The organism is Cohnella cellulosilytica (assembly GCF_042431195.1).
In the GTDB taxonomy this organism is placed as follows: domain Bacteria; phylum Bacillota; class Bacilli; order Paenibacillales; family Paenibacillaceae; genus Cohnella; species Cohnella cellulosilytica.
In genome coordinates this window covers 255,886-268,312 of sequence record NZ_JBHMDN010000034.1, presented here as the reverse complement: position 1 = coordinate 268,312, position 12,427 = coordinate 255,886, and the positions used below count along the sequence as shown (strand labels likewise).

Here is a 12,427-nt window from a genome sequence, read left to right as displayed (position 1 = left end):
CTAAGAAACCTGATATCTCCCCGCCAAAAGCCCCTATTCCACTCGTGATGTTCTAAGAAACCTGCTATCTCCCCGCCAAAAGCCTCCGTTCCACTCGAGATGTTCTAAGAAACCTGCTATCTCCTCGCCCAAAGCCTCCATTCCGCCCGAGATGTTCTAAGAAACCTGCTATCTCCCCGCCAAAAGCCTCCATTCCACTCGAGATGTTCTAAGAAACCTGATATCTCCCCGCCAAAAGCCTCCAATCCGCTCGAGATGTTCTAAGAAACCTGATATCTCCCCGCCAAAAGCCCCTATTCCACTCGTGATGTTCTAAGAAACCTGCTATCTCCTCGCCCAAAGCCCCCCAATTCCACTCGAAATGCCGGACAAATCCCGGTTATCCCTCGCAAAAATCGCAAAAAAGCCCTCCGGCCCGTGCAAACAGCGGGAACGGAAGGCTTTCTCCACTAAGTATCAATTTTTAAGGCGCGAGGCTTTCCAGTACGTCCCCGACGATCTGACGGTTGGCGATAATGCCCGTGTAGAGCCAACTCGAATTTGCGGGATATTCGTGAACATTACCGTTCTTGACCGCTTTAATGCTCTGCCAGACCGGGTCCTGCAGCGCCTCCGACCCGGATGCGGAATCGCTGTTGATCAGGAAAATATGATCGGCGTCCAGCTCGGTCAAAGCCTCCATCGACACCGATTTCCAGATGCCGCCCTCGCCCTTGGAGATGCGCGCCACTAGCTCGGGGACGGCAAGTCCGAGATCCTTGTACAATACGTCGCCGCTGGACTGATTGTCGCTGACCATCCAGAACGTTTTGGAGACGAGCCAGATTGCCGTAGTGGAAGGACGTTTGCCGTCGTAAGCCGCGTCGATCTTCTCGCGCGCGCTCTGCAGCTCCTGATTGTACGAGTCCAGCACCGCTTGGGCTTCCTCGTCTTTGCCCAGCACCTCGCCGACCTTTAGCAGCGCCTTGCGCCAGTCCGCGTTGACTTCTTGGCCAAGAGCGTAAGTCGGAGCGATCTTGGAATAAGTATCGTATTTACCGTCCGCGATAAGCGCTTCGTCCCCAATCAGAATCAGATCCGGTTCGAGGCTGGTCACCACTTCGTAGGGAAGATCATGCGGCACCGTCTGCACATTCGCCAGCTCTTCCTGCAAATACCCCATAGGCGAGCCGCCGACCGACCACTGCGCCACCGGGACGACGCCGAGCGCTACCAGATAGTCTTCCAAATAAGAAGCCAGCACGCGCTGCGGCTTGGCCGGCACGACCACCTCGTGTCCGAGCGGATCGACCAGCGTACGCTCCGTCGGCTCGTCCGGCTTCGTCTCTTCCTCCGGAGGCGCGGCTTCCTGCTCCTGGGACGGCGCCGGCTGCTCCGCGCCGACCGATTCCGTCGAAGCGGCGTTCCCCGCTTTATCGTTATTGCTGCCGCAAGCGGCGAGCAGCATGAACGTCAGCGCCGCGACAATCAACGCAGCAGTGTACCCCTGTCTATTTCTTTGCTTCGAACCCATCCTTCATTATTCCTCCCGATTTCATAAACTGTCCGACCAAGGTGAGAGCGATTCTCATTATCATCGAACAGTTTTATTTTATCAGGATGAACGCGCCCGTCTATGCATTAAAGTCATCCTTTTTATGCACAAAGACGCAAGGCCCTTCGCTTGCTCTTCCATGCTTGAGCAGCAGTTCCCTCTGCAGTTCGAGCTGTTTGATCATAGACAGCATGTCCGCGGAATGAAACAGCTTCCGGTTGATAAAGTAAATGCGGTTGCGGCGATACGCCTCGAGCGAGCTCCACACCGGATGCCGCATCATCCGGGTCACCCACGGTTCGCTGTCGGACGCAAACGGATAGCAGACGAACATGTGGTCCGCCGCATATTCCGGCAGCCGCTCGATTCGCACCTCGGTAATCATGCCTTTGCCCATGACATGCCGGCGAACGTTCTCCGGGGGCTCGAGCCCCATCGCCCGATACAGGTTATAGCCTCCGCGGCCGTGAAATTCGCTGAACACCCAGACGCTGTCGGCACTCAGCTCGTAGAGGCCGACGGTTTCGCCGAGGGCGATCACCTCGCCGATTTCTTCCCGAACCTGCTTCGCCCGTTCCATATAGCCGGACACGCAAGCTTCGGCTTCGGCGCGCTTGCCCAGCGCGTCGGCCAGCCGGCGCATGCGATCGACCGGGTCTCCGTAAGGAACGATCATCGTCGGCGCGATCGCCTGCAGCTTGCCGATCAGCTCCGAACCGAGCCACAACGGAACGACGATCAGCTCGGGCTCCAGATCGATAACCGGCTGCACCGTCGTGCGTCCCACGTCCGCGATCCCCCGCAATTCCTCTTTCAGCAGATGGTGATTCGCCAGCCCGTAGAAATAAGAAGCTCCGACCGGCTTTACGCCGAGCGCCAGCAGGCTGCCGATCAGGTCGTAGATGACGACCCGCTTCGGCTCGCGCAAATAAGCTTTCGGCGAGAGCCCCGTCTCCTGCTTGAACTTGCGGCTCAGATACAAGCCGTTCGAATAGCCGACATTGCGGGCGATCTCGTCCAGATTGCCGCGGGTGAGCAGAAGCTGCTCCTTTGCCTTGCGAATGCGGATGCCGGCCAAATAGTCGGCGAAGCCGATGCCGGTCTCCTGCTTGAACAATCCGGAGAACACACGCGGATGAAAGCCGGCTAGCGCCGCCATCGCATCCCTCGTAATCTCCTCGCTGTAATGCTGCTGCAAATAAGCGATCACCGTGCGGATCGATGTCCGGTGATCCGCGGCCTCGGCTTGGCCCTCGGCCGCTTGAACGTTCCCGCGCAGCTGCAGCAGCAGCTCGTACAGCAGCATATCCCTGCGCATAAGCTTCATGTCGTCGGCCTCCGCCGAAGCGGCCAAAATATCCCGAATAAGCTCCGCCGCCCGATAGGACGCCCCGCTCTCGAGCTCCCCGTCCGGCAGCCAGCGGCTCGTCCGTTCCCGGTAAACGCCCTCTTCGCTCTCCGCTTCGCTGCGGCGGACAATCCGAAAGCGGACGCAGGCGACCTCGAGATGGCGCCGGTCGGCCGCCCGCAATTCCGCAAGCCGGTCAGGATTGCAGAAGAAGACCGCTCCCGGGTGCATAATCCACTGCTCCCCGTCGATCTCCAGCCGGCCTTGGCCTCCAAGGGCGACGAACAGGCAGTAGCCGTCCGTCCAGCGTCTGTCCGCTCCGTCCGCCGCCTGCAGCACGGTTCGCCATGCGCCCGTACACGTATATAATTCCTCCATAGATCGAATATCCGTCCTCCGGCTAATCATTTTTTCCATGTAACTTTCAGTGTACACGCATGCCGGCCGCCGGACAATCTCCATCGCTGAGCTCCGTCTATGGGATGACAGCGAACCCTGCTGACGCGCCCGGACGAGTTTTGGATTTTTAGTGTTGCGTCAAAATAGTGTATATAATATACTGTTTATGCAGAACACAGTTTAGAACAAGAAAGGAGCGCTTGAATGAGCCAGCTTGCCATAGAAACGAAGGGTTTGAAAAAAAGCTTCGGCAAACAAAACGTGCTGAACGGAGTCGACCTGTCCGTGCCTTCCGGCAGTATCTATGCGCTGCTCGGACCGAACGGGGCGGGCAAAACGACGCTGATTCACATTCTCTCCACGCTGACGGCCGCGGATGCCGGAGAGGCAAGAATAGCGGGATATGACGTCGCGACGAAAAAAACGGAGGTGAAAGGCTCCATCAGCCTGACCGGCCAGTTCGCGGCGGTGGACGAACTGCTCACCGGGGAAGAAAACATGCGCATGATCTGCCGGCTCTCCGGGCTGTCTCCGACGCAGTCGAAGACCCGTACGGCGGAGCTGCTGGAACGGTTCGAGCTCGCGGCGGCGGGGGAAAAGCGGGTCAAATCGTATTCGGGCGGCATGCGCAGAAGGCTCGATCTCGCCGTCAGCCTTGTCGTCGAACGACCGGTGCTGTTCCTGGACGAACCGACGACCGGTCTCGATACGATCAGCCGGCAGACGTTATGGAAAATCATCCTTCAATTAAAGGAACGGGGCATTACCGTCTTCCTGACGACGCAATACTTGGAGGAAGCGGATCAACTGGCCGACGCAATCTCGGTCATCGACGGCGGACGGATCGTCGCGACGGGAACCCCCGCGGAGCTGAAAGCCCGCGTCGGCGAAGAAGTGATCGAGCTGCGGGACCGCAACGAGACGCTGCTGCAGACGGTGGCCACCTCCGGCACGATCTCCGACGTTCGTCAAGCGTTGACCGAACTCGCTCCCCTGCTCCCGCCGGACACTCGCGTCAGCCTGCGCAAGCCGAGCATGGACGACGTGTTCCTTGCTCTGACATCCCAACAGCGTTTGGAGGAATCGGTCTCATGAATCTCTCACCCCGTACGGCGCCCGCTTCGGCATCCTTCCTCGTCGCCAATGCCGTCTTCGTCGGCCGCAGCATTCGCCTCAGTCTAAGGAACGTGGAGGCCTTGATCATGGCCGTCATGCTCCCGGTAATGCTTATGCTGCTGTTCACCTACGTATTCGGCGGAGCGCTCGATCCGGGCGGCAACTATGTCAACTATGTCGTCCCGGGCATCATTTTGCTGTGCGCCGGCTTTGGCTCGTCCAGCACGGCGGTCGACGTCTCCATGGACATGACAGGCGGCATCATCGACCGCTTCCGCACGATGCCGATCCACAGCATGGGCGTGGTGACCGGGCATGTCGCCGCCAGTCTCGCCCGCAACCTGCTGGCCACCGCGATCGTCATCGGCGTCGCCTGCCTCGTCGGCTTTCGCCCTAACGCCGGAGCGGCGGAGTGGCTGGCGGCGCTCGGCGTCATCGTGCTGTTCATTCTCGCCTTCACCTGGCTGTTCGCCGCGATCGGCCTGGTCGCGGGCAGCCCTTCCGCGGCCAGCGGTTACGGCTTCGCGCTGCTGTTCCTTCCCTATCTGTCCAGCGCGTTCGTGCAGACGGAGACGATGCCGCGCTGGCTGCAGGGCGTCGCCAACCATCAGCCGATCACCCCGGTCATCGAGACGATTCGCGGCCTGCTGACCGGCACGCCGATCGGCGATCAGGCCTGGCTGGCCGTCGGCTGGTGCGCGCTGCTCATCGTAGGCTCCGTCGTCTGGTGCAGCCTCTCGTTCAAACGCAAGGCCGGACGCAGATAAAAGAAAAACGGCGGTTCGCATCGGTATTCACCGGGCGCGCCGCCGTTTTCTTTATCCCTTTTTCATATCCAAATAATGCTGAACGCCGTCCAAAATCCGCTCCAATCCGAAATCGAAGTCGTCGCCGACCGTGCTCGTCTGCTCGTTCTCCCCCGCGTAGGTTCCCGACATGACGATCGGATGCAGGTGAGGATAACTTTCCGGCTTGACGAGCTGCTTCAGAGCCGCGCTGTATTCCAGCCCGTTAAACGTATCCGGATTGGCTCCCGCCTTGAGCGCCTGCCCGAAGTCGCGGTTGATCAATCCGACGGAGCGGCTGTAGCTGCTCAGAAGCAGCAGGATCGACATTTTCTCATGCTCGTTCAGCGGAAAAGAGCGCATCGTCCCCAGCACCCAATCGACGATCTTCAGCGTGTTCGGCATGATCGGGATCGAGGTCACCGGAATGTCCCCGAACCAGGGATGCCGGACGAACACCTCGACGCAGGCCCATACGTAATCCCGCATCTCGGCTCGCCAGTCCCCGTCCTTTCTTGCCGGGAGCTCGACCTCGCTAACGGAGTCGTACATCAGCATCAGGAGATCGTCCTTGCTCGCGATATATCGGTAGAGCGACATTGTCGTAAAACCCAGGGACGACGCGACCCGGCTCATCGATACGGCGGCCAACCCGTCCCGGTCGGCCAGCGCGACCGCGGCGTCGACGATCTTCTTGACGCTCAGCTCTCCCTTCGGTCCGCGAGTAGAAGGCTTCGCCAGCCCCCACCCGAGCTTGGCGCCGTTCGGCAGCTTTTCCAGCGCCGCCTCGTCCACTCCGTCCCGGTCGTTCCCGTTGCGATTGTGTTCCATCGTTCTCTCCTTGGTAAGTGTATACGATGTAAACAGTATACCACAGATTGCCGATCACGACGCGGGCGTGTCCCCCTCGTGCCAACGGACTTCAAGCAGCTTGCGGGAACGTACGTCATAGACGTAATCTCCGGAGTAATCTTCGTAATCCGCTCCCGTCCATTGGAACGATACGCGCAGGCTGCGGTTATCCAGCCATTCCTCGGCATGAAAATACGGATCGGACCGGGCTTCGTGGACGGTTGTCGTCCGCTTCGTTTGCTTCCGCATCGTTTCTACGCCCGGCAGCTCGATTTCCGAGCCGTCCCGCGCGTCCAGGACAATCGAGCCTTCCCATATGCGCGCCGCGTAGGACGCCGCCACATAACGGCTGTCCGCCGACCACAAGAAGGAATGGCTGTAATACCCCGTCGTCGACCACAGCTCCTTGCCGGAAGCCCGCTTCACGAGCCGGATGCCCTCGGCGGGATACAGCCCGCCTGCGGTAATTTTCTTGTTGACGCCATAAGCTTCGATCAAATACCGCCCGTCCGGCGACTCCGCGGATTCGTGGTTTACGCCCGGCTCGGCCAGTCCGTTGTTTGCGTCCAGTTCGGCGGTTCCATCGCTAAAGTCCGACTCGGCAAGCCCGTTTCCTTCCGCTGCCGGATCGCTCTCGAACTCAAAACCGGTCAGCTCATACTTGCCTGCCCGGAACTGCACGTCCGCGAGCAGGTCGCCGATATGCGTCAACGCCGGTTGGTCCTGCCCCGACAGGCCCAAGCCGATTCTGGCCCGCAATTCGTCCCCGTCCGCATCGTACGAAATCCAGCTGCCGAACAAAATGTTCTCTTCCGCAAACGCCGCGGGAATGGCGGAGCTTGCCTTCAGCTCGGCAATCGCCCGCTCGATCCGGGGACGGTATTCGTCCTCCGACAGCGGGTAATCCTGCAGATCGTCGAGCTCGACGAGATGGAGCTCGCTTACGGCGACTCCCGTTCCCGAACCGATATGCAAAATAACGGCCAACTCGTCCGCCCCGTCGCCGTCGAAGTCGCGCACGCACAGCTCCGGCCCAATCGCTTGCGGTGTCATGTAGCTCCATTCGTATTCCCGCGACTTCCCGCCTGCCTGCAGAACGACCCCGTTTTCTTCGGCAAACAGGGAGATGTCTCGCTCGGGGACGGAAGCCAGCAAATAAGGCCGGAAAATCCCGTCTCCATCCTCGTCCGCGGGCTCCGGAACCAGATTCGCCGCCGCAACGGCCTCGCCCGGAGCGTTCCCGGCAATTTCCGCCGCCCCTTCGGAGTCCGCCGCGCCCGCCCCGTTCCCCCTGGAGCAGGAAGCCTCAAGCAGGACTGCGGCCGCCAGGCAGCTTAGCGCAAGCGCTCTTGTCATGCGAAAATATGTAGACACGTCATGCCGCCTTCCGTCCGTTTTCGTTCCACCGGTTAGACGCAATGAAATTGGAAAAAGTTGCGAGGATCAGATTGTCGCGGTTACCCACTTCGCCACCGCCTGCGCAAGCCGCTCCTTTTTCGCCTCCACATCGTCCCTGTCCGCAAGCTTCACGATCGCCCGGTCGGCCGCGGCCCACTCCAGCAGCCCCGTATCGTCCCGAAATTCGAAGCTGTCCCGGCTCGCCTTGGCGCCCCGGTGGAAGACGAGCAGCAGCCCGCCCTTGCCCCGAAAATTCATCGTAATGCGGTCTTCGCCGTTGACGCAGAAGCTCGGCGCGTTCCACTTGATCTGCTCGGTCAGCCGCTCGTCCGCCGCCAGCACGATGCGCCGCACCGCTTCGATTTCCGGCTTCAGCGGATGCTCCAGCTTGCTCAGGAACTGTTCGACCTGTTCGGTTCCCGACATTTTCATCGCCAATCCCTCTCCCCGTATTCGAATTTACGAAGCTTTCCGGGCTGCAGGCGCGCCCGTCTACAGCCCGAGGCCCGCCAGCCAACCGGCCAGCCGCTCCTCCCTCTCCTTGCCGTCGTTGTTCTCCTTCCTGTACTTGCCAAGCTGGCGTTCGGCCACGAGACTGCCGTCCAGCATGAACAGCACGCGGTCCGTCTTCGCCGCCACCTTGACGTCGTGCGTCACGAGCAGAATCGTCGTCCCCTCCCGATTGATCTCCGCCAGCAGGTCCATAATCTCTCCCGCGGACCTGGAGTTCAGCGCGCCTGTCGGCTCGTCCCCGAACACGATGTCGGGCCGGTTGATCAGCGCCCGGCAGATAGCCGCCCGCTGAAGCTGGCCGCCGGACGCCTGCGTCACGCTTTTGTCCGCCAGCTCGGCGATGCCCGACCGCTTCATATCCTCCAGCGCCCTGGCGTTCACGGCTTTGCGGCTGCTCCGCTTGGCCAGATAGGCGGACAAGACGATGTTGTCGAAGAGGTTCAAGTTTTTCAGCAGATGGATATGTTGAAAAATAAAGCCCATTTTCGTCAGGCGCAGCTCGGCCAGCCGCTTCTCGGACAGCGAGGAAATTTCTTCCCCGTTAAACGTTACGCTGCCCGAGCTGGCGCGATCCATCCCGCTCAGATGAAACAGCAGCGTTGACTTGCCGGACCCGGAAGGTCCCATTACGGCGATAAATTCGCCTTTGCGGATTTGCAGGCTCACCTTTTTCAATACGTGCTGCTCTTCGTTCGGGCCGATCGCATACGATTTGCCCAGCTCCTTCGCTTCCAGCAATACTCCCATCGCGAATCCTCCTTCTTAGGCTGCGTTTATTCCGGTTAGGCTCGTTTTTCTGATCGACGCGACGCTGACGAGCGCCGTGGCGGTCACGACGGCCAACAGCAGCAGCGGATACAGCACATAGGCCTGGAGAGGGTCGACCGCGAATTTGATTCGGGCGGCTCCCATGAACGACATCGCGAAGCCCGCAAGGCTCTCTCCCGCCGTATTGGAGATGACCGCTCCGGCGGCGATGCCGACGGCAAGCACGAGCAGCGCCCGGGTCAAATACTGTATGCGGACGTGCCGCACGGAGAAGCCGATGCTGCGCATGATCGCGATCTGTCCGGCGTCCTTGGCCACGGCCATTTTCAGGAACAGCGCCGTAATGAGCGCCGATACGAGCACAGCGACGGCCGCCGCGACAGTCGCGACCAGCTTGAGCTGTTCGATCGTACCGCCGAACGTCTGGGCCATATAGCCTTCCAGGTCGGTCACCTTCGCCGGATGCATCGTTTGCGCATACAGATTTCGTTTCTCGGCGACGTTGGCGCCGGGCTTCAGATCGACGACGATCTCGTAGCGAAGCACCGTCTCGGGCGCGTCGGTCAGCGCCGCTTTGGCCGTGCGGCCGCCGTTGGTGACGTCCTGGTAGATGCCGCTTACGTTCAGCACCTTCGTCTCGCCGTCAACGAGCAGCCTGACCGGATCGCCCAGCTTCTTGTCCATTTCCTTGGCGTTTAAGTAAGAGAGCGCGATTTCGTCGGAGCGCGCCGGCGCCGAGCCCTGCAAATAGTCCAGCGGGAACAGCGAAAAGTCGCCGATCTCGACTGTCATATTTTCCGGGACGCCGGCGTTGTTCATCGTCTTGTACGACCCGACAAGCACGGGGGCGTGTCGCTCCACGTCGCCGTCCCCCCGCAGACGGTCGAGGATGCGGCGATAATCGTCCGCGGCGGAATCGGCATACTGCAGGTCGATGCGCAGATCGCTCCGCTCGATGCCCAGGTAATGATTAAAGCCCGGAGATTGCACCGTGTGGAAAAAGTTGACCGGAACGAGCAGAATAAACGAGCTGGCGATGAAGACAAGCAGCAGCAGGCGGTACATTTTGAAGCGGCTTACGACATCCTTGATCCCGAGGAACACGGGCACGCTGAGCGCCCGGCTTCCGCGCAGCGACAGCTTGTCTCCGGCCGGAAGCGCTTCTCCAACCGTTCCGGACCGGATCGCTTCCGCCGCCGATATGCGGTTGAACCTTCTCAACGTCAGCAGGCAGAAGAAGACGACGATAGTGAAAATAAGCGCGGCCGCGGCAACCGGAATCAGGCGAAGGCCCAGCCCTTTCGGCGCCGTCCCGATATACAGCAGAATGTTGCCCGTAAACAGCGGATTAACGAGCAGCGAAGCCGCATAGCCGACAGCCGCGGCGACGGCGGCCGTCACGGCGTACTTCAGCAGATAGAGCTTGCGGATGTCGCTTGCTCCGATGCCGATCGCCTTCATGACGCCGATCTCCCGATAATCCTCCTCGATCGCCGCAAGAATCGTAAATCGCAGGCAAAAGATCGCAATCGCGCAGATCAGCAGGCCGACCAGCACGATAACGGCGGCCAACAGGCCGTCCGTCAACGCATTAAGCGTTCGGAACAGCGTGTGGTCGACGGCCGGTCCCAGCTTGGGCAGATTGGACGCTTCGAAGGCGGTTCTGAACGCGCCGAGCTTGCCGGGATCGTGTAATTGAAATTCGAGCAAATATTCCCGTTCTCCCAGGCTGCCGCTCAAGAGGGCGAAGTCGTCGTCGTGAACGACAAAACGCTTGGAATGAATAATCGAAGGATTCATCTGCACGTCGCGGACGAAATCGGCGATGCGCAGCTCCATCGCGAAACCCGGCGCGGCGATCCGGACCGTGTCCCCGATCTCCAGAGCGTCGCGCTGTTTGTAATAGATCGGAACCGCGACCTCTCCCCGGTTCACCTGGACAACTTGGCTGTCCAAATTCAGCAGCAGATCGAAGGAACGGTTCTGACGGACAAAATAGTGATCCATGACGCCCCCGCTCCCCGGGCCGTTCCCTTCGCCGAGCGCGAGATTGCCGTCCTCGATTCTAATCATCTCCGCCGTCTGATGCCGCCGGACAAGGCCGTTGTTGTCCGCCCATCGGTCGATCCGCTCCAGGTCCGCGTCGCCGGCATGCATCTGCACGAAGTGCGGAACGCCGGATTTCTGAAACAGCGCTCCGAGCGAATGGGACAGCTCGACGATCATGTTCGCGCCGCTGGAAGCCAGCAGCGCCGACAAGGAAATAAAAACGAGCAAAGCCGCGGATATCGTTTTGTTCCTGAGCAAATCCCTTTTCAGCATTCGAATGAGCATCTTCCTCGCACTAGCTCCCTTCCCGCGGTTCTTCCGGATGGTCCGTCCCTTGGGCCATTAAGCCCAGCATATATCCGAAGCTGCCCCGCTTGGCTCCCAGCGCCGCTTCCATCATCGAAGCGAAAGCCGCCGCTTTGCGGGCAAGCTCCTCCGGCTTCCATTGAAAAATGCCTTCGTCAAACAGAAACTGCGAGGAGACGAGCAGAAACTCCACCGTCTCGCGCGGGTAAGCCGTACGGAATGCTCCCTCCTCTATCCCTTGCTCGACGACGCTCGTCAATACGGGCGTCAGGCGAAGGATCGATTCGACGAGGCTTTTCTGATGCATCTCCGCGTTGCGGACCTGATGCAGCTGCTCGATCATCTGCTCTTTCCCGTCGGCTTCCGGGCCTCCGGAGGCGACGATCCGGAAGATTTTCTCATGCGCCGTCAGCGCAGGATCGGCGGCAATCGCCGCGGCAGCTTCCACGCCCGCATCGATATATCGCATGACGATCGCGTCCATCACTTCCTCCTTCGATTGGAAGTGATAATAAAACGTCCCCTTGGCAATCCCGACCTCGCCCAAAATATCGTTGATCGTCGCACGCGCATACCCCTTCGAGAGGAACAGCCGCTCGGCGGCATCTAAAATTTCGCTTTTCCTCTCCTCCGGGTTTTTGGAAACCCTCATGACAGCTCCCTCCGTTTGCAAACCATTTATCGTTTAGACCGACCGTCGGTCTATAATGAATGTAGCATTTTCCTAATTGCCTCGTCAAGCGACGCTTCCCCTCGAAAAACTCCCAATTGACCCGAGATGTTCTAGAAAATCGAGTAACGTCTCCTTAATTCCGCTCAAACGGCGAGCAATGTTCTACAGAATCGGTTATATCCTCTCGAAAAACCCCCGAGCGCAGCCCGCTTTTAGCGGTCTGGGAGGCCGTTACGCTGGCACTTTCGGGCAACCGCCCGCTTTTAGCGGTCTGGGAGGCCGCTACGCTGGCACTTTCGGGCAACCGCCCGCCTTTAGTGGTCTGGGAGACCGTTACGCTGGCACATTCGGGCAGCTGCCCGCTTTTAGCGGTCCGGGAGACCGTTACGCGGACGAATTCGGGCAACCGCCCGCCTTTAGCGGTCTGGGAGACCGTTACGCTGGCACATTCGGGCAGCTGCCCGCTTTTAGCGGTCTGACAGACCGTTATTGGGCGGCTTCAACAGATTTTGGAGCCTGAAGGCTCGAAGGAATCGCCTGTCGGAGCATGGATAAAGTCATAGTTGAGTCAATTGGCCAGCCGCAGAAAAAAAGTCGCATCCATCTCCCGCAACGGAAAAAGATAGATGCGACTTATAACCTTCCCTCGATTATTCGTTCTGTACGTCTTTGTTCGCTTGGAGAAC

Annotated in this window: 10 protein-coding genes; 2 read left to right on the top strand and 8 right to left on the bottom strand. The window is 59.7% G+C overall.

All coding sequences use genetic code 11. The features are described 5' to 3' along the window. Nucleotides 1-463 precede the first annotated feature (463 nt). Together ACFFT4_RS24335 and ACFFT4_RS24330 are read right to left on the bottom strand one after the other, a co-directional pair. Nucleotides 464-1,513, bottom strand: a complete 1,050-nt coding sequence (locus tag ACFFT4_RS24335; RefSeq protein ID WP_378051518.1) for an ABC transporter substrate-binding protein — start codon at nucleotides 1,511-1,513, stop codon at nucleotides 464-466. Nucleotides 1,514-1,613: 100 nt separating this feature from the next. After that, nucleotides 1,614-3,260 carry a helix-turn-helix domain-containing protein gene (locus ACFFT4_RS24330; RefSeq protein WP_378051516.1) on the bottom strand — a complete coding sequence of 549 codons (1,647 nt, stop codon included), beginning with the start codon at nucleotides 3,258-3,260 and terminating at the stop codon, nucleotides 1,614-1,616. 225 nt (nucleotides 3,261-3,485) lie between these two features. Here ACFFT4_RS24330 and ACFFT4_RS24325 point away from each other — a divergent pair, with 225 nt between their 5' ends. Together ACFFT4_RS24325 and ACFFT4_RS24320 are read left to right on the top strand one after the other, a co-directional pair. Then, complete coding sequence (locus tag ACFFT4_RS24325) at nucleotides 3,486-4,376, top strand: ATP-binding cassette domain-containing protein (RefSeq protein WP_378051515.1); 891 nt, start codon at nucleotides 3,486-3,488, stop codon at nucleotides 4,374-4,376. Next, entirely contained in the window at nucleotides 4,373-5,164 is a 792-nt protein-coding gene (locus ACFFT4_RS24320; protein ID WP_378051514.1) for an ABC transporter permease, read from the top strand. Before ACFFT4_RS24325 ends, ACFFT4_RS24320 begins: the two co-directional genes overlap by 4 nt. 51 nt (nucleotides 5,165-5,215) lie before the next feature. Here the strand turns inward: ACFFT4_RS24320 and ACFFT4_RS24315 are convergent, their stop codons facing one another. The 6 genes from ACFFT4_RS24315 to ACFFT4_RS24290 all read right to left on the bottom strand — a co-directional run bounded on the left by ACFFT4_RS24315 (nucleotide 5,216) and on the right by ACFFT4_RS24290 (nucleotide 11,720). After that, nucleotides 5,216-6,013: a TetR/AcrR family transcriptional regulator gene (locus tag ACFFT4_RS24315; RefSeq protein WP_378051513.1), complete on the bottom strand. Its 798-nt coding sequence runs from the start codon at nucleotides 6,011-6,013 to the stop codon at nucleotides 5,216-5,218. A 54-nt stretch (nucleotides 6,014-6,067) separates the two neighbouring features. Continuing rightward, nucleotides 6,068-7,408 (bottom strand): hypothetical protein, encoded by a 1,341-nt coding sequence (locus tag ACFFT4_RS24310; protein WP_378051512.1) that lies wholly within the window; start codon nucleotides 7,406-7,408, stop codon nucleotides 6,068-6,070. Nucleotides 7,409-7,477: 69 nt separating this feature from the next. Beyond that, a complete protein-coding gene (locus tag ACFFT4_RS24305) occupies nucleotides 7,478-7,864 on the bottom strand; it encodes a DUF1801 domain-containing protein (protein ID WP_378051511.1) in 387 nt (128 codons plus the stop codon). 60 nt (nucleotides 7,865-7,924) lie between these two features. Next, nucleotides 7,925-8,692, bottom strand: a complete 768-nt coding sequence (locus ACFFT4_RS24300; RefSeq protein WP_378051509.1) for an ABC transporter ATP-binding protein — start codon at nucleotides 8,690-8,692, stop codon at nucleotides 7,925-7,927. 15 nt (nucleotides 8,693-8,707) lie between these two features. Next, nucleotides 8,708-11,035, bottom strand: a complete 2,328-nt coding sequence (locus ACFFT4_RS24295; protein ID WP_378051508.1) for an FtsX-like permease family protein — start codon at nucleotides 11,033-11,035, stop codon at nucleotides 8,708-8,710. A gap of 22 nt (nucleotides 11,036-11,057) precedes the next feature. After that, the gene (locus ACFFT4_RS24290) at nucleotides 11,058-11,720 is read right to left on the bottom strand and encodes a TetR/AcrR family transcriptional regulator (RefSeq protein WP_378051507.1); all 663 of its coding nucleotides are present in this window, start codon (nucleotides 11,718-11,720) and stop codon (nucleotides 11,058-11,060) included. Nucleotides 11,721-12,427: the final 707 nt, after the last annotated feature.